The organism is Frankia sp. BMG5.60, assembly GCF_059428125.1.
This window is the reverse complement of sequence record NZ_CM182091.1, coordinates 4,059,480-4,077,404: the sequence shown is the minus strand read 5'-3', so window position 1 is coordinate 4,077,404 and position 17,925 is coordinate 4,059,480. Positions and strand designations below refer to the sequence as shown.

Genomic DNA, 17,925 nt, shown 5'->3' with positions numbered 1-17,925 from the left:
GAAACGCCTTGACCTGACGTTGGGTTGAGGCCGTAAGGTCGCCACGCGTCCATGGCGCGTCACCTGCCGTCGGGCGGAGCGTGCGACCGCTGTCCCGTCATCCAGGCACCCGGCGGTGGATCATGGGGGTCGCCGCCCGCCGTGGCCGTCATGACGGTGGGAGGCCTGCTCGGCGTTCTCGCGACGGATGCGGGACGCCCTGGTCGACCGGGTATCGCCGCTGCAAGAGAGGGACCGCATGCTCATCCGACTTCTGCGGGCGCATCTGGCCCGCTACCGGCGGCCCATCGCGATCCTCGTGACCCTGCAACTGGTCTCGACGATCGGCATGCTGTACCTGCCGACCCTCAACGCCGACATCATCGATCACGGGGTGGTGGTCGGCGACACGGGTTACATCCTGCGCATCGGCGGGCTCATGCTCGGCGTCAGCATCGTGCAGCTCGTCTGCGCCGCCGCGGCGGTCTTCTTCGGCGCGCGCACGGCGATGGCCATCGGGCGGGACCTGCGGGGGGCCGTGTTCGACCGGGTGCAGGCGTTCTCGGCCCGCGAGGTCGGCCGCTTCGGTGCTCCCTCGCTCATCACCAGGGCGACCAACGACGTCCAGCAGGTGCAGATGCTGGTGCTGCTGAGCTTCACGCTGATGGTGTCCGCGCCGATCATGTGCATCGGCGGCATCATCCTCGCGGTGAACCAGGATGCCGGGCTGTCCCTGCTCCTGGTCGTGATCGTCCCGATCCTCACGGTCATCATCACGCTGATCGTGCGGCGCATGCGCCCGCTCGGGCGGGCCATGCAGGAACGTCTGGACACGGTCAACCGGATCCTGCGCGAGCAGATCACGGGGCTGCGGGTCATCCGGGCCTTCGTCCGCGACGACCACGAACGGCAGCGGTTCGGGGTGGCCAACACCGAGCTGACCGACGTCTCGCTGCGTTTCGGCCGGCTGATGGCGTTGATGTTCCCGCTCGTGCTCACGGTCGTGAACTTCTCCAGCGTCGCCGTGCTCTGGTTCGGGGCGCACCGCATCGACGCGGGCCACATGCAGATCGGCGCGCTGACCGCTTTCCTCAGCTATCTCATGCAGATCCTCATGTCGGTCATGATGGCGACGTTCATGTTCATGATGATTCCGCGGGCCGAGGTCTGTGCCGAACGCATCCAGGAGGTGCTGGCGACGGACTCCTCGCTGCGGCCGCCGGACAGTCCGGTGCGCGAGCTGCGGGCCCACGGCCTGCTGGAGCTGCGGGGGGTGGGCTTCCACTACCCGGGGGCGGAGGATCCGGTGCTGCGCGGCGTCAGCCTCACCGCCCGGCCCGGCCAGACCACCGCCGTCATCGGCAGCACGGGCAGCGGGAAGACGACCCTGCTCGGCCTCGTCCCGCGGCTCGCCGAGGCGACCGAGGGCGCCGTCCTGGTCGACGGCGTCGACGTGCGCGACATCGATCCCGTCGTGCTCGCGCGCACCGTCGGCGTCGTGCCGCAGCGGCCCTACCTGTTCTCCGGGACCGTCGCGTCGAACCTGCGCTACGGCAAGCCCGACGCCACCGACGACGAGCTCTGGCAGGCCCTGGAGACGGCGCAGGCGAAGGAGTTCGTCGAGGCGATGCCGGCCGGGCTCGACTCCCCGATCGCGCAGGGCGGCACCAACGTCTCCGGCGGGCAGCGCCAGCGGCTCTGCATCGCCCGGCTGCTGGTCCACCGCCCCGAGATCTACCTGTTCGACGACTCGTTCTCGGCCCTCGACTACGCCACCGACGCCCGCCTGCGGGCGGCGCTCGCCCGGGAGACGGCCGACGCCACCGTCGTGATCGTCGCCCAGCGGGTGGCCACCATCCGCGACGCCGACCAGATCGTCGTGCTGGAACGCGGCGAGGTGGTCGGGGTGGGCACCCATCACCAGCTCATGGCCGACAACCCGACCTACCGCGAGATCGTGCTCTCGCAGCTCACCGAGCAGGAGGCCGCGTGAGCGGGACCGCTCCCACCCCGGCACAGCGCCGCGGCCCGGCCCCGATTGCCGGGCCGGCGCGCTTCCTCGGCGGTCAGGGTGCCGCCGAGAAGTCCGCGGACTTCGCCGGTTCGAGCCGGCGGCTGCTGCGCCTGCTGCGGCCGCAGCGGCTGCTGCTGACGGTCGCCGTCGGGTTGGCGACGGTGAGTGTCGGGCTCACCGTGACCGGACCCCGGCTGCTCGGCCACGCCACCGACCTGGTGTTCGCGGGGATCTTCAGCCGGCGGCTGCCCGCCGGGACGACGCAGGAGCAGAACGTCGCCGCGTTGCGGGCCGCCGGGCACGGCACCCAGGCCGACCTGCTCGCCTCGCTGGACGTCACCCCCGGCCGGGGGATGGACTTCGGCGCGATCGGCACGGTGCTGCTGTGGGTCGCCATCATCTACGCCCTCGCGGGGATCTGCGGCGTGCTGCAGGCCCGGCTGACCAACCTGGCGATCCAGCGGGTGATCGGCGAGCTGCGCGAGGACGTGCAGCGGAAGATCTCGCGGCTGCCCACCCGCTACTTCGACGGCCAGCCGCGCGGGGAGGTGCTCAGCCGAGTCACCAACGACATCGACAACCTCGGTCAGAGCCTCCAGCAGAGCGTGTCGCAGATCGTCGTGTCGGGGCTGACCATCGTCGGCGTGCTGTCGATGATGTTCTGGATCTCCTGGCTGCTCGCCCTGATCGCGCTGGTGACGGTGCCGCTGTCGGTCGTGGTGGCGACACGGGTCGGCAAGCTCGCCCAGCCCCAGTTCGTCGCCCAGTGGAAGATCACCGGCCGGCTCAACGCCCACGTCGAGGAGATGTACACCGGGCACACCCTCGTCCGCGCGTTCGGCCGTCAGGAGGAGTCGGCGCGGACCTTCCAGGAGTACAACGAGGAGCTGTACACGGCCAGTTGGCGGGCCCAGTCCATCTCCGGGTTCATGCAGCCGGCGATGATGTTCATCGGCAACCTCAACTACGTCCTGGTCGCCGTGATCGGCGGGCTTCGGGTGGCCTCGGGGGCGCTGTCGATCGGCGACGTCCAGGCGTTCATCCAGTACTCGCGCCAGTTCAGCCAGCCGCTGTCGCAGGCCGCCAGCATGGCGAACCTCGTCCAGTCCGGGGTGGCCTCCGCGGAGCGGGTGTTCGACCTGCTGGACACCGCCGAGCAGGAGCCCGACCCGATAACGCCGGCACGGCCCGAGCGGCTACGCGGCCGGGTCGCGTTCGAGCACGTCGCGTTTCGCTACAAGCCGGACAAGCCGCTGATCGAGGACCTCTCCCTGGTCGCCGAGCCGGGCCACACGATCGCGATCGTGGGCCCCACCGGGGCCGGCAAGACGACGCTGATCAACCTGCTGATGCGCTTCTACGACGTGACCTCGGGGCGCATCACCCTCGACGGCGTCGACATCGCGGCCATGACCCGCGACGGGCTGCGCGCCCAGATCGGCATGGTGCTGCAGGACACCTGGCTGTTCGGCGGCACCATCGCCGAGAACATCGCCTACGGCGCCGAGGGCGTCACCCGGGAGCAGGTCGTGGCGGCGGCCCGGGCCGCTCACGTCGACCGGTTCGTCCGCACCCTGCCGGCCGGTTACGACACGGTGCTCGACGACGAGGGGAGCGGCGTCAGCGGCGGCGAGAAGCAGCTCATCACCATCGCCCGCGCGTTCCTCGTCGAACCGCTGATCCTGGTCCTCGACGAGGCCACGAGCTCGGTGGACACCCGCACGGAGGTCCTCATCCAGCAGGCGATGTCGACGCTGCGGGCGGGCCGGACCGCCTTCGTCATCGCCCACCGGCTGTCGACCATCCGCGACGCCGACACGATCCTCGTGATGGAGAACGGGGCGATCGTCGAACAGGGCGATCACATGAGCCTGCTCGCCGCGGGCGGCGCCTACGCCCGGCTCTACCAGTCGCAGTTCGCCGAGGCAGCCGTGGAGATCTAGCGCGCGGACGCCGGCAGACCGGCCCACGACCGGCAGGTCTCCAGGTGCGACTTGAGGTTGGACAGCGTCGTGGGCCACCCGCTGTAGAGGTCGTGGTCGGCGCCGTCGCGGATCTGGTCGTGGACGACGGTGAGCCGGCAGGCGTCACCCACGGTCTCGATGGCCCAGGTCACGCGGGTGATGCCCGCGTCGCGCACGTCGTCGCTCCACAGCGCGACCGTGCGCTGGACCAGCCGCCGAGGCGGCACGACCTCCAGGTTGACGCCGGAACCGAGCCGCGCCCCGGTCCCCGGGTGGCGCAGCTCGAAGCAGGAACCTGGGGTCCAGTCCGAGGTCACCCGCGCGCCCAGGTCACGGGTGACGCTCGTGTCGGGCGCCGTGATCGCGGCCCAGAGGCGGCGCGGCGTGGTGCGGATGTAGATCTCGAACACCTTCTCCATCGGTCTCTCCCGACTGCGTGCGCGCTCGCTGTGCGTGACTGATCGAAGCGGCGTCCGCTCCCATCCTCCGAAGATGGCCGGGCGGCGGCAAGGGGCCGGCGGGGGGCACCTTCGGGCCATTCGGGGCCCGATCGGCGGCACGACGGTGTACGGGCCGAAGCAGGGGAATGACGCCTCCGCGCCGAATGTCGGTCTCCGGTCGATTGCCACAGGTCAGGAGGATTCATGGGCCGCCTTCAGGGTTCGTACCGACCATCGTTGGGGACGCCCGTCGGGCAGGTTCCCGACGATCAGCCGATCGATGTCACGGTGGTGCTGCGCCCCGCCGCCGCGGACGACTTCCGTGCCGACCCGGACGACGTCGCCGCGGTGCGCGCGTTCGCCGGGCGGGCCGGGCTGGACGTCGCCGAGGTCGACGAGCCCGCACGCACCGTCCGCCTGCGGGGCCCGGCCGCCAGCGCGCGCACCGCCTTCGACACCCCGTTGGCCCTCTACGACTCCGGCGGTCGCGCCATCCGTGGCCGGGAGGGCACCGTCGGCCTGCCCGACGAGCTCGACGACCGCGTCGTGGCCGTGCTCGGCCTCGACGAGCGTCCCGCCGCCCGGCCACGCTTCCAGCCCGCCGCGTCCGTGCGGCAGGGCCTGACGGCCCTGCAGGTCGCGCAGGCCTACGACTTCCCCGCCGCGACCGGTGAGGGCCAGACCATCGCGGTCATCGAGCTCGGCGGCGGGTTCGGCCAGGCCGACCTCGACACCTACTTCGGCGGGCTGGGCCTGCCGACCCCGGCGGTGTCCGCCGTCGGCGTGCAGGGCGCTGCCAACGTCCCCGGCGGCGATCCGGACGGCGCCGACGGCGAGGTGCTGCTCGACATCGAGGTCGCCGGGGCCGTCGCCCCCGGCGCCGCCCAGGTGGTCTACTTCGCGCCGAACACCGACGCCGGCTTCCTCGCGGCGATCAACGCGGCCGCCGCCGCCACCCCCCGCCCGGCGGCGATCAGCATCAGCTGGGGCGGCCCCGAGTCGTCCTGGACCGCGCAGGCGATGCGCGCCTACGATCAGGCGTTCGCCGCCGCCCGCGCCGCCGGCATCACCGTCCTCGCGGCCGCCGGGGATGCCGGCGCCGACGACGCCACCGACCGGCTCGTCGCCGACTTTCCGGCCGGCTCGCCGAACGTGATCGCCTGCGGCGGCACGAAGCTGACCATCGACGCCGCCGGCGCCCGGTCCAGCGAGGTGGTGTGGAACGAGGGCGCCGACTCGGCGACCGGCGGCGGCTACTCGGCGACGTTCACCCGGCCGGCCTGGCAGCCCGCCGCCGTCGGCCGCTACCGCGGCCTGCCCGACATCAGCGGCAACGCCGATCCGCAGACGGGCTACCGCATCGTCGTGGACGGCCAGCCGGCGGTCGTCGGCGGCACCTCCGCCGTCGCGCCGCTGCTCGCCGGACTCGTCGCCCGGCTCGCGCAGCTCACCGGCGCCCCCGTCGCGGACCTCGCCGCCGTGGCCTACGCCAATCCCGGCGCGTTCACCGACATCACCACCGGCGACAACCAGGGCTACCAGGCCCGCTCCGGGTGGGACCCGACATCCGGCCTCGGCAGCCCGGTCGGCACGAAGCTGCTCACCGCGGTCGGCGGCCCGACCCCGCCGCCGACGACGCCGCCGCCGACGACGCCGCCGCCGACGACGCCTCCGCCGACGACGCCGCCGCCGACGACCCCGCCGCCGACGCAGACCGGGGACGCCACGGACAGGGCGCTGTGGTCCGCGGTCTCCGCCTGGGCGGGCGGCGCGCACACCGGCGCCAACGGCAGAGCCGCGAAGGCGGTCCGTGCCTGGGCCCACGCCAAGGGACTCGCCTGACCGTGCGGCTGACCGGGCGATCCGGCGCCCGGTCAGCCGCTTGCGCCGCGTCTGGCGAGGCGGCGTGCCGCACATGCCGCCGAGGGCGGCGGAGTACGGAATCGGCAGTCGTCGGGAAGCGTCTCGGTACCGCGATTGACGCTGAGCGGATTGCCCGCGCTCGCCTCCCGGCCCCGGCTCATACCGGAGCATTTTTCGCGAAAACCGAGGTCAGAGCCCCGTCAAAAGGGATGCAACGGGACGGGTCGCCGGCGGGCGACCGCGGGATTCTCGTGCCCGACCGCCCGCCTGTCCGCTTGCCGCTCAAGAATCCCGGCCGAGGCGTCCAGCCGGGATCCGGCGAGGCCCGGCATCTGGGTATCGCCCCGAGATGCCGGGCCTTCCGACCAACTGCTGGATGTTGTCGTACGGTTCGGCCGCCGGCGATCGCCATTAACCTTCAGTGCTTCGGCGACCTTCAGCCCTCGGCGCCCCCTGGCCTCGGGCGACCTGCCCGCCCCTGGTGGCTCGCGGTCAGTTGATCAGGGTGATGAGCTGGCGGCCGTCCTGCCAGGTCCCGGTCACGTCGGAGAAGGAGTTGTCCTTCCAGCGCAGCAGCCGTACGGCCGTGTTGCAGATGGCTGGGAAAATATCGATCTGCTTGTTGTCGCAGGTATACGGATGGGACATGACGTTGGGCTGGTCGTGCGTCGCCCGCAGCGCGGCGAGCAGGCCGTCCGAGCTCGGCTGTGGGGTCTTCGCCAGCAGGGCCCGCAGGTCGAGCACGGTCGAGAAGGCGCCCTGCGACGCCGAGGTCCGGTCCGCCTCCGGCACGGCCTTGCGGTAGGCCACCGTGTCGGCGTCCCCGCCGCTGGAACCGACGGGGAGATAGCTGGAGGCGAAGTAGAGATTGTCGGTGCGGCCGCCGGCGGCCCGCGGCACCGCTGGCGTGGCGCAGGCGCCAACGAAATAGATATCGCTGTGAATGTTCAGTGCTGCCGCGGCCTGGACGATTCGGGCGCACGCCGCCGCCTGGAACACGACGATGATGGCGTCCGGGTTGCCGGCGGCGGCCTGGGTGAGTGCTGGTGCGAAGTCCGCCGCGTCAGATTTCTCGGCGATCAGCCGGACGTCGGTCACACCCTTCTTGCGAAGAACGTTCTGGGATCCCTTGATGGCGGCGGTGAGCAGGCCGGGCAGGTCCACGTACAACGCATGGGCGCTGCGGATGTGTCGGGTGGCGGTGAGGTAGTCGGTGAGGCCGAGCAGTTCCGCGACCGAGCCACCGGAAAGCGCGAACGCGTTCCTGGAATCGAGTTCCCCGCTGAGCTGCGGGGAGCCGGTGACATACGGGATGTGGGCCGCCTCGTATATCGGCATGGCGGCCTGCGTGCCGAAGTCGATGCCGCCGACCACCGCGATCGGCTTTTCCGCGACCAGTCGGTTGGCGCAGTTCTGGGAGGATTCCGGGGAACCGTCGGTGGCGCAGGTCGCCAGCCGCAGCGGTCGCCCGCCGACACCGCCGAGCGCGGCATTCGCGTGGTCCACGGCGGCCTGCGCCGCCCGCCGTGGCTCCGGGTATGACCCGAAAGTGCTGTTCTCGACGGTGACGAAGCCGAGGGTCACCGGTGGCCCGGTCAGGTGGGTCGCCGAGGCGCCGCCGGCCGCTGCGCCACCCGACGAGCCACCGCGCTGGCTCGTGCATCCGGCGCCGGCGACGGCGACGGACAGGGCGACGGAGAACGCGAGGAGGACGCGGGAAGCTTGTCTCACGGGCGCTCAAGCTACACTCCATCTCACCCGGTTCCTGGGTGAGACCGCCGGCCGGCGGGACGGGAGTGATTCGGTGACCGCGCGCCCACACTTCCGACCCGCCGCCCGTCCGTCGGCTTCGATGCTGGACATGTGCTCGGGAGCCCCGTGACCACCTATGTAGCCGCAATGCTGCTGGGCCTCGGCCCGGGCGCGGTGTACGCGGCGCTCGGACTCGGACTCGTGCTCACCTACCGAGCCTCCGGTGTCATCAACATCGCCCACGGCGCCTTCGCCATGTACGCCACTTATCAGTATGCCGAGCTGCGCGAGGTCGGCGATCTCGTCCTGCCCGTCGTCGGATTGCCACCGCGAATTCATCTTACCGACACCCCCACGTTCGGGCTGGCATTGTCGGTTTCTCTCGCGATGGCCGCCCTGCTGGCATTGGCGTCCTATCTGCTGGTCTTCCGGCCGTTGCGGCGGGCCCAGCCGATGATGACCGTCGTCGCCGCGGTCGGGCTCACCATCGCGTTGCAGGCCGTCGCCGTCGTCCAGTTCGGCTCGGACAACCGTTTCCTCGACCCCGTGCTGCCCCAGTCGCCGCTGCACCTGCTCGGCGTCACCGTGCCGAGTGACCGGCTGCTGCTGGCGGGCCTCGTTGTCGTGGCCGCCGCCGGTCTGTGGGCGATGTCGCGCTGGACCATGTTCGGCCTCGCGACCCGGGCCGTCGCCGACGACGCGGAGACCACCGCGCTGCTCGGCCGCCGGCCGGGCTGGATCGCCGCGGCGAACTGGATGCTGGCGGCGGTGCTTGCCGCGCTGGCCGGCATCCTGGTCGCGCCGATCAGCGCGTTGAACCCGACGAGCTACTCGCTGTTCGTCGTGCCCGCGCTCGCCGCGGCCCTGCTCGGCGGGCTGTCCTCGTTCGGCCTGACCGTCGCCGGCGCGCTCGGTCTCGGCGTCGCGCAGGGATTCCTGCTCCCGCTGCAGCAGGACGTGGGCTGGCTCAACCAGCCGGGGCTGCGGGCGCTGCTGCCGATGATCCTCGTCCTCGCCGTGGCGGGCCGGCGCGGGACGCTGATCCCCGGCCGCGCGGCCGGGGCGGTCGTGTCGGTACCGCTGCCCGTGGTGGAGCCCGCGCGGCGTCCGCTCGGCGGGCTGCTGCTCGGCGTGCCCGTCGGGGTGGTCGCGCTGCTCCTGCTCACCGGCTCCTGGCGGCTCGGGCTCGAACGCAGCCTCGCCGGCGCCGTGGTGTGCCTGTCCTTCGTGGTGCTGACCGGATACGTCGGCCAGCTATCGCTGGCGCAGATGTCGCTGGCCGGCGTCGCCGGTTTCCTGCTGGCCCGGCTGGAGGGCGAGCTCGGCGTGCCCTTCCCGATCGCTCCGCTGATCGCCACGTTCGCGGCCGCGCTCGCGGGGCTGTTCCTCGGCGTGGTGTCGCGCCGGCTGCGCGGCGTGGACCTGGCCCTGATCACGCTGGTCGCCGGGGTCGCGATCCAGGAGGCGGTGTTCGGCAACCCGCTGGTCACGGGCGGACTCGCCGGCTCGTCCGTACCCAATCCGAAGATCTTCGGTCTGGACCTCGGGATGTCCGGGGCCGGCTTCCCCCGGGTCCAGTTCGGCCTGCTGGCGCTGGCCGTGCTTGCCGCCGGCGGCTACGGCGTGGCCCGCCTGCGCACCGCCGACCTCGGGCGGCGGATGCTCGCGGTGCGGGCGAACGAGCGGTCGGCGGCCGCGGCCGGGATCGACGTGCGCCGGACGAAGGTGCTGGCGTTCACGCTGTCCGCGGCGCTCGCCGGCCTCGGCGGCTGCCTCATCGGGTACGGCCAGGGCCGGCTGTCCTTCGACTCGTTCGGGGTCACCGCCTCGCTGTTCTTCCTCGCCATCGCGGCCGTCGGCGGGGTGACCAGCGTCGGCGGGGCCCTGGTCGGCGGCCTGCTCGCCCCGGGCGGCCTGGCCTTCACGGCGCTGGACCGCGTCGCCGGGCTCGGCGAATACCAGCAGGTGCTGTGCGGTCTCGCGGTGGTGGTCCTGGCCGTTCTGCGGCCGGCCGGGCTCGTCCACCGGCCCGGCCGCGCCGGCCGGCCGGTCGGCCCGGGCCAGCCCCGGCGCACCGGCTGGCCCGGCGGGAACCTGTGGCCCGGCAGGACCGCGCGGCCTGATGGGGATGGGCGGCCTGGTGGGGATGGGCGGCCCAGCGGGGATGGGCGGCCTGGTGGGGACGAGGGACCTGGTGCGGACGTGCCCGAGGGCGTCGACGGCGGGTCACCGCGTCCCGTGGAGGGGAACCGGCCGGGCCTGACCGCGTTCCCGGTCAACCCCGGTGGCGTGTCGTGACGGCGCTGTTGTCCGTCGACATGCTCGCCGCCGGGCAGGGCGGTACCCGCATCGTCGAGAATGTCTCCTTCGGCCTCGAGGCGGGCAGCGTTACCGGCCTCATCGGGCCGAACGGAGCCGGCAAGACGACGCTGATCGACGCGCTCACGGGCTTCGCGACGATCTTCGCCGGCAGCGTGAACCTGGACGGCACCGCGCTGACCGAGCTGCCGGCGCACGAACGGCAGCGGCTCGGGCTCGCCCGCACCTTCCAGGCCCTGGAGCTGTTCGACAGCCTGGCCGTGGCGGAGAACATCGCCGTGGTGGCGCGCCCGACGGCGGGGTCGATGGATGCCGGTCGGCTGGGACTCGCGGCGATCGCCGACCGCCTGCCCGTGACGCTCAGCCATGACGAGCGAGCCGCGGTGGCTCTCGGCCGCGCACTCGCGGCCACGCCGAAGGTCCTGCTGCTCGACGAGCCGGCCGCGGGGCTCGACCCCGGGGATCGGCGCGAGCTCGCCGCGCGCATCCGGCGTATCGCCGGCCGCGGCGTCGCCGTCCTGCTGGTCGATCACGATGTCCAGCTCGTCTTCGACGTCTGCGACCGGGTTCTCGTCCTGGACGGCGGTCGGATCGTCGCCCGCGGGCTTCCCGCGCAGGTCCGGGCGGATCCGGCCGTTCGCGCGGCCTACCTGGGCGGCTCCGACGGCACCGAGCCCGCCGCGCCGCCTGAGCCCGCCGCGCCGCCTGGGCCGGCTTCGCCGCCGGGGCCGACCGCCACGGCCGCGCAGGCCGCTGCGGCGTCCTCGCCCGTGCCTCCGGCCCGGTCACCAGCGGCCCAGACCGCCCCGGGCGCGGCGGCGTCCTCGGCTGTTTCCTCGTCGCCGGTCGTTTCCTCGCCCCGGCGGCCGCCGACCGCGTCCACGAGGCCGGCGGCGGGCACCGCGCTGCTCGAGTTCGAGCGGGTGAGCAGCGGCTACAACGAGGGACCGGTGCTGCGGGAGGTGTCGCTGGTCGTCCGTGCCGGCGAGATCGTGGCGCTGCTGGGGGCGAACGGAGCCGGCAAGACGACCCTGATCCGCACGGCTGCCGGCCTGGTGCCGGTGAGCGCGGGCCGGGTCGGAGTGTTCGGTGAGTGGTTCCGGCGTCCCGCGCCGAGCACGCTTGCCCGGCGGGGGTTGGCCGTCGTCCCGCAGGGGCGGGGGGCGTTGGGCCGGCTGACCGTCCGGGAGAACCTCCGCCTGGCGGCCGGCCGCAGCCACCGCGGCGAGATCGAGCGGGTCCTGGGCTGGTTCCCGGCGCTCGGCGGCCTGCTCGACCGGCCGGCCGGGGAGCTCTCCGGCGGCGAGCGCCAGCGACTCGCACTGGCCGTCGCCCTCGTGCGCCAGCCGCGGTTGCTGCTGGTGGACGAGCTGTCGTTCGGCCTGGCGCCCGGCGTCGCGCCGCGGCTGCTCGAGCTGCTGCGCGGGATCGCGGCCGAGACGTCGACCGGTGTGCTGCTCGTCGAGCAGTTCGCCGCCCTCGCGCTGCGGGTGGCCGACCGCGGCTACGTGCTCGACCGCGGTCGGGTCGCGCTCGCCGCACCCGCCGTGCAGCTCGCCGCCCGCCCCGACCTCATCGAGGCGAGCTACCTCGGCGAGGCGCCGGCCGCGCCCTCCGCGCCGCCCGCTGGCCCACCGCCCGGCCTCGGGACGGCTAACTCCTGACGGATTTCGCCAGCCGCCGACCACGGCCGGTCGGCTCCGTAGCCGTCCCCACCAGGCGCGGGGTCGCGGCGCCACCGATAAGCGCAAGGATCAGTGCCCTGATCAATCCGTCATACATGCCCCAGTTCGTGGACGGCTGAACGTCCATCCTGCGTGACGACGGCCATATGAAATATCTGGGTGCCGGCCTCGACGGCCTCGTAACGACATGGGAACCGCGGGCAGTCGACGCGTCCGTCCCGGTCGGCACGAGGAAGGTCTTCGGAACGAATATCTGACGAAAAGCAAAGGATTCTCGCCGGTGTGCCCGGCTGGTTCCTCCCTTCTTTCTGCATGGCAGCGATCGCCGAGATCATCCGGGGCCGCCGGAAGCGTGCGCGGACTCCCGCCGGGGTGCGCTGTCGCCGACCGCATCACCTGTGTCGAGCCGCATCACCTGTGTCGAGCAGCATCAGCTATGTCGACCTCATCACCTGGTCGACGAGGGCTCGACACCGGCGCCCCTAGCGAAGGTCAGATCGATGGCTGTCATTCTTGCCAACCTGTTCACAAGAAAGTCGACTCCGGCTGACGACAGTTCCTCGGAGCCACGTCATCCGCCGTGCGCGGAGCCAACCCGGAGGCGAACGTCGCGCGCCGCCGAAGAAAGCCGGGACGGCGCGTACGGACCAGCTCAGACGGTCCGCCCGCCCGACCTCCTCCGGGATCGCGTGGAACCCGGTGACGCGGCGGTCGAGACGCTGCGGGAGGGCCGCCGCCGGCTGCGGCCGCTCGGCGGCGACTGCATCGTGGGCCTGTTCTACCTGCCCGAACTCGACCCGCCCGATGGCGACCGGATGGACGGCGACCCATCTGACGGCGACCCATCTGACGGCGACCCATCCGACGGCGAGCTGTCGGACGGCGACTGGACGAGAGGCGACCGGTCGGGGAGCGACTTCCCGCGAGCGGCGCCGACCTCGGCCGGGCAGCGGGCGCTGCTCGACCAGGTCATCGCCCTGGTGGGCGCCCGGCACCGGCGGCGCGGCGCGACGGTCGGCCGGGGCGGTCCCGGCGAGGTGATCGTGGTCCAGCCCGTCCGGGTGGGCCGGTCGGCCGAGGGGACGCTGGACCAGATCGTGCGGACGATCGCCGGCCACGAGTTCGCCGTCGAAGGCCGGCGGCTGCGCGTCACCCCGGCCCCGGGCTATGTCCAGGTTGACGACGCCGCGGACGATGTGTTGGTGATCCGCCGGGCACGACTGGCGGCCCAGCACGCCGCCCGGCAGCTCGACCTGGTCCCCGTCGGCTACCACCCGGCGATGGAGCCGCAGGCAGGGCGGTCCCGACGCCCGCTTCGGGATCGACTGCGGCCCGGCGAGGGCCTGCAGATCGTCCTGTCGACCGGGCTCTGCGTCGGCGTGCCGTTCCTCGCCTACACCGCGCTGTTCGCCCACGGGATCGACCCCACCGCAGCGGTCTTCGCCTTCCTCGTCGTCGCCCTGGTCGGCACCGCCCTGACGATCTACCTGGAGCAGTTGGCCGCGCTCGAGGCCGAGCGGTGCCCGGCCGCGCCGGGCGCGCCGTTCCCGCCAGCCAGCGCCGTCATCGCCGCCTACCTGCCCAACGAGTCGGCCACGATCGTCGAGACCGTCCGCGCGTTCCTCCGGCTCGACTACCCGGGGCCCCTGCGGGTGATCCTCGCCTACAACACTCCCCGGCGGCTGCCGGTCGAGGATGTCCTCCACCGCATCGCCGCCGCCGATCCCCGCCTCCTGCTCGTGCACGTCGCCGACAGCACGTCCAAGGCGCAGAACGTCAACGCGGCCGTTCCCCTGGTCGCCGGCGAGTTCGTCGGGATCTTCGACGCCGACCACCATCCCGCGCCGGACTCGTTCGAGCGGGCCTGGCGCTGGCTGTCGAACGGCGCCGCCGTCGTCCAGGGCCACTGCGTCATCCGTAACGGCTCGGACTCCCGGATCAGCCGCACCGTCGCCGTCGAATTCGAGTCGATCTACGCGGTCAGCCATCCCGGCCGGGCGCGCATGCACGGCTTCGGCATCTTCGGCGGTTCCAACGGATACTGGCGTACCGACCTGCTGCACCAGATCCGCATGCGTGGCTCGATGCTCACCGAGGACATCGACGCGAGTCTCCGCACGGTCCTCCGTGGTGGGCGGATCGTCTCGGACCCGGAGCTGGTCTCCTACGAGCTTGCCCCGACGACGGTCCCGGCGCTGTGGCGCCAGCGAATGCGATGGGCGCAGGGCTGGCATCAGGCATCGCGGCGGCATCTGCACCGTGCGCTCGGTTCGGGGGACCTCAACGCCCGTCAGAAAGTCGGCCTGTTCTGGCTGCTCGGCTGGCGAGAGATCTACCCCTGGCTGTCGCTGCAGATCTATCCGCTCATCCTCTTCAGCCTGCTGCACCCGAAGGCGGGGCACGGTTTCCGAATCAACATTTCTCTGTATGTCGTGGCCGCCTTCTTCTCCACCCTGGTCGGCCCGATCCAGGCGTTGTTCGCGTTCGCCCTCGCCGATCCGTCGATCCGGCGCCATCCGGGCTGGTTCGTCAGGTTCGCCATGGCGAACATCGTGTACAGCGAGTTCAAGAACGTCATCGCCCGGCTCGCCCCGGTCAAGGAGTTCCTGCGAGATCGGGAATGGCACGTCACGCCTCGTACCGAAGCGGCGCCGCACGGGGCCGGCGGGGGCGCCGGGTTCCCGTACACCGACGAGGCCGAGCGGTACGCCGTGCCGCGTTCCGAGCCATACGCGCAGGCCCCGTCGTGACGCCGCCGCCCACGGAACCACCGTCCACGCCGGGCGCGCGGGTCGCCGACGGGAACGACGCGCCGCCGGGCAACGCCGCGGCGGAGCTGGCGGATCTTGGCGGCTTCCGCGGGGTCGCCGCCGTGTCCGTGATCGTCTTTCACGCGTACCAGTTCTGCCGGGGAGGCGGCCGGACCCCGTACGAGGGCACGTTCTTCGGCCACGTCCTGGGCGCCTTCGACGGGATGATCAGCTGGTTCTTCCTGGTCTCCGGCTTCCTGCTGTTCCTGCCGATGGCCACCCGCGTCCGGGACGGGCGCACCCAGCGCTCGGCCAGGCAGACACTGCTGCGCCGGGGCCTGCGGATCCTGCCCCTCTACTACACGGCGCTGATCGTCGTGTGGGCCGCGCGGAACCCGGGTCTACCGGGCGACTGGCTCGACCTGCTCGAACACCTCACCTTCACCCAGGTGTTCGACAGCAGGCGGGTGTTCTACACGATCGGCCCGGCCTGGTCGCTCGCCGTGGAGGTCTTCTTCTACCTCTACCTGGCCCTGGTCGCTGCCTGGCTGCGCCGCCGGCAGACCCACCGGGTGCCGGTCGAATACCGCTGGCGCCTGCTCCGACGGCCGGCGTACGTGCTGATCGCGGTGTCCGCGGTCTGGCTCGGCTACGCGGTCTGGATCGTGCACGCGGCGCATGATCAGTGGGCGTACTGGTTCTGCCCGCAGAACTATGCCGACAACTTCGGGTTCGGGATGCTCACGGCGATCGCCTACGTCCGGTGGGGCCGGGAGCGGCCGCTGGCGGCGGGCCTGGCGTGCGCCCTGCGGTTCGCCGCCGGCGGGATCATCATCGCGGCGGCGCTGGTGCGCGGGAACGACGCGGCGTCGTCGGCGGCGTTCTCGACGCTGAACTCGGCCGGCTTCGCCATCCTGTTCGCCGCGTCGGTGCTGGCGCCGCGCGAGTCGCGGTGGCGCCGGTTCTTCGCCACCCCGGTCTTCGTGTGGCTGGGCATGATCAGTTACAGCGTGTACCTGTGGCACGAGCCGATCCTGTTGCTTGTGCTCGACCGGTACGGCCTGGTCAGCCACGCGCCGTCGGCGTTTCCCTGGGTGGCGGCGGTGCTGGTGGCGGCCGGCGTCCTCGGCGGCTGGCTGAGCTACCTCGTCCTCGAGCAGCCGGGACGGCGGCTGGCCATCCTGGTGAGCAGGCTGCGCTGGGGCCCGCCGAGCGGCATGTCCGGCCCGCCGAGCGGCATGTCCGGCGCGGCCGTCGGTGGGGCAGGTGGCGCGAGACCCGTCCAGCCCGCCTCCTGACATGCGCCGTCCTGGCGGGCGTCGTGCCGGCGGGCCTCGCACCAGCGGGCCTCGCACCAGCGGGCGTCGTGCTGGTGGGCTGTGTGCTGGTGGGCGTCGTCGCCTCGTCCTCGCCGTCTCGCTGGTGGTGCTGCTCGCGGTCGCGCTGACGGTCACCGTGGTCGTCCGGCGCGGTGGGGCCTCGGGCGGACCGACGGCCCCGCCGCGGCCGCTCGGCGCTGCCGATGCCGGCGGACCGGCGTTCCCCGCGGCCCGGCCGATCGCGGCGGTGCGCGGCCTGGCCGGCTGGTCGACAGCACCGGATGCCGAGCGGCTGGCCGTCCTGGACGCTGCCCAGGTCGCCGCCGCCGACGTGGGGACCGCCGGCGCGGGTGCCAGCGGGACGGGCACTGCCGGAACGGCCACCACCGGGACGATTACGGCCGGGACGGGCACTGCCGGGACGGGCACTGCCGGGACGGGCACTGCCGGGACGGGCACCGCCGGGACGGGCACCGCCGGGACGGGCACCGCCGTCGGCGCCGGCGGCACGACCGCGGGCGCCGACGGGTCGGGCGGCGGGTCGGGGGTGCGGCTGGCCGTCGATCCCGCCGCGCGGGGGCAGCGCATCGACGGTTTCGGTGCCGCACTGACCGAGTCGTCGGCGCGACTGCTGTGGGGGCTACCCGCCGACCAGCGGGCCGCGGTGCTGCGCAGCCTGTTCGACCCGGTCGCGGGTGCCGGCCTGAGCGTGGTGCGGGTGCCGATGGGCGCCAGCGACTTCGCCACCGGCCAGTACACCTACGACGACATGGCCGCCGGTACCACTGACCCGGGCCTGGCCCGGTTCTCGGTCGCCCGCGACGACCGGGCCGTGGTGCCCGTGCTGCGGGAGATCCTCGCGGTCAACAGCCGGGTCCGCGTAGTGGCGAGCCCCTGGAGCGCACCCGCCTGGATGAAGTCCTTGGGTCGCCTCGGCGGCGGTTCGCTGCGGTCGCGCTGGTACGGCGCCTGGGCCGAGTACTTCGTGCGGTTCGTCCGGGCCTACGCCGCCCGCGGGATCACGGTGTCCGCGGTGACGGTCCAGAACGAGCCCGGCCACGGCGACCCGTCCTACCCGACGATGACCATGTCCGCGGCCGAGCAGGCGCGGTTCGTGGCCACCGCGCTCGGGCCGGCGTTCGCCGCCGCCGGGCTGACCACCGACATCATCGGCTACGACCACAACTGGGACACCCCGGCCGTCCCGACGCAGGTGCTCGGCGACGCCGCGGCCGGGCGTTACCTCAGCGGCGTCGGCTGGCACTGTTATCGGGGTGACCCGTCCGCGCAGTCCCAGGTACACGCGGATTTTCCCGGGAAGGCGACCTGGCTGACGGAGTGTTCCGCGGGGGACTGGCACGGCCGCCCGGCGGACGGGTTCGGCTGGCTGGCGGACGTCGTGGTGAACGCGCTGCGTAACTGGGCGTCGACGGCCCTGCTGTGGAATCTCGCGCTGGATCCCGCGGGCGGCCCGCACCTGGGGGGCTGCGGGGGCTGCCGCGGGGTTGTCACGATCGGGCCCCGGGCGGGGACGGACCTGCGCGCCGTCGATCGGTCGCCGGAGTTCGACCTGCTCGGCCTCGCGGCCCGGGCGGCGCCGCGCGGGGCCGTGCGGATCGGCGCGCGGGCGTCCGGCGCGGCGGTCGGCGCGGTCGCCTTCAGCCTGCCCGACGGACGCCGGTCGGTGCTGGCGCACAACCGGACCGACCGCGAGGCCGCGCTGACGGTGGACGACGGCGGCGGCGCGTTCACGGTTCGGCTGGCCCCGCACGCGCTGTCCGCGTTCCGCTGGCGGCGCTGACCGGCGCACCGGCGCGATGGACGCAATCGACTGACGGCC

General features: G+C 72.9%; 10 protein-coding genes. 8 read left to right on the top strand and 2 right to left on the bottom strand.

Going from position 1 to position 17,925, the window contains the following annotated elements; genetic code table 11:
* The first annotated feature begins 238 nt into the window (after positions 1-238).
* Both AC5R91_RS16590 and AC5R91_RS16585 read left to right on the top strand, forming a co-directional pair.
* Positions 239-1,972: an ABC transporter ATP-binding protein gene (locus tag AC5R91_RS16590; RefSeq protein WP_495392267.1), complete on the top strand. Its 1,734-nt coding sequence runs from the start codon at positions 239-241 to the stop codon at positions 1,970-1,972.
* Complete coding sequence (locus AC5R91_RS16585; protein WP_495392266.1) at positions 1,969-3,936, top strand: ABC transporter ATP-binding protein; 1,968 nt, start codon at positions 1,969-1,971, stop codon at positions 3,934-3,936. The genes AC5R91_RS16590 and AC5R91_RS16585 overlap by 4 nt, the downstream gene beginning before the upstream one ends.
* Here the strand turns inward: AC5R91_RS16585 and AC5R91_RS16580 are convergent.
* Complete coding sequence (locus tag AC5R91_RS16580; protein ID WP_495392265.1) at positions 3,933-4,376, bottom strand: SRPBCC domain-containing protein; 444 nt, start codon at positions 4,374-4,376, stop codon at positions 3,933-3,935. The two genes, AC5R91_RS16585 and AC5R91_RS16580, sit on opposite strands and share 4 nt — an antisense overlap.
* 225 nt (positions 4,377-4,601) lie before the next feature.
* Between AC5R91_RS16580 and AC5R91_RS16575 the strand changes: the two genes are divergently transcribed.
* Positions 4,602-6,239, top strand: coding sequence for a S53 family peptidase (locus tag AC5R91_RS16575; RefSeq protein ID WP_495392264.1), 1,638 nt, complete (start codon positions 4,602-4,604; stop codon positions 6,237-6,239).
* Positions 6,240-6,752: 513 nt separating this feature from the next.
* On the opposite strand, the gene AC5R91_RS16570 is transcribed toward AC5R91_RS16575, so the two are convergent.
* Positions 6,753-7,991, bottom strand: coding sequence for an ABC transporter substrate-binding protein (locus AC5R91_RS16570; protein WP_495392263.1), 1,239 nt, complete (start codon positions 7,989-7,991; stop codon positions 6,753-6,755).
* Between the two features lie 147 nt (positions 7,992-8,138).
* Here AC5R91_RS16570 and AC5R91_RS16565 point away from each other — a divergent pair, with 147 nt between their 5' ends.
* The 5 genes from AC5R91_RS16565 to AC5R91_RS16545 all read left to right on the top strand — a co-directional run bounded on the left by AC5R91_RS16565 (position 8,139) and on the right by AC5R91_RS16545 (position 17,886).
* Positions 8,139-10,310 (top strand): ABC transporter permease, encoded by a 2,172-nt coding sequence (locus tag AC5R91_RS16565; protein WP_495392262.1) that lies wholly within the window; start codon positions 8,139-8,141, stop codon positions 10,308-10,310.
* A complete protein-coding gene (locus AC5R91_RS16560; RefSeq protein WP_495392261.1) occupies positions 10,307-11,995 on the top strand; it encodes an ATP-binding cassette domain-containing protein in 1,689 nt (562 codons plus the stop codon). Before AC5R91_RS16565 ends, AC5R91_RS16560 begins: the two co-directional genes overlap by 4 nt.
* Positions 11,996-12,705: 710 nt before the next feature.
* Positions 12,706-14,766, top strand: coding sequence for a glycosyltransferase (locus tag AC5R91_RS16555; protein WP_495392260.1), 2,061 nt, complete (start codon positions 12,706-12,708; stop codon positions 14,764-14,766).
* Positions 14,763-16,064, top strand: a complete 1,302-nt coding sequence (locus AC5R91_RS16550) for an acyltransferase family protein (RefSeq protein WP_495392259.1) — start codon at positions 14,763-14,765, stop codon at positions 16,062-16,064. Before AC5R91_RS16555 ends, AC5R91_RS16550 begins: the two co-directional genes overlap by 4 nt.
* A gap of 124 nt (positions 16,065-16,188) precedes the next feature.
* Positions 16,189-17,886, top strand: a complete 1,698-nt coding sequence (locus AC5R91_RS16545) for a glycoside hydrolase family 30 protein (RefSeq protein WP_495392258.1) — start codon at positions 16,189-16,191, stop codon at positions 17,884-17,886.
* Positions 17,887-17,925: the final 39 nt, after the last annotated feature.

What these genes read in the sequence shown, in the direction of transcription:
- AC5R91_RS16590 (WP_495392267.1), top strand. Translation starts at nt 239, where the DNA reads ATGCTCATCCGACTTCTGCGGGCGCATCTGGCCCGCTACCGGCGGCCC.
- AC5R91_RS16580 (WP_495392265.1), bottom strand. Translation starts at nt 4,376, where the DNA reads ATGGAGAAGGTGTTCGAGATCTACATCCGCACCACGCCGCGCCGCCTC.
- AC5R91_RS16575 (WP_495392264.1), top strand. Translation starts at nt 4,602, where the DNA reads ATGGGCCGCCTTCAGGGTTCGTACCGACCATCGTTGGGGACGCCCGTC.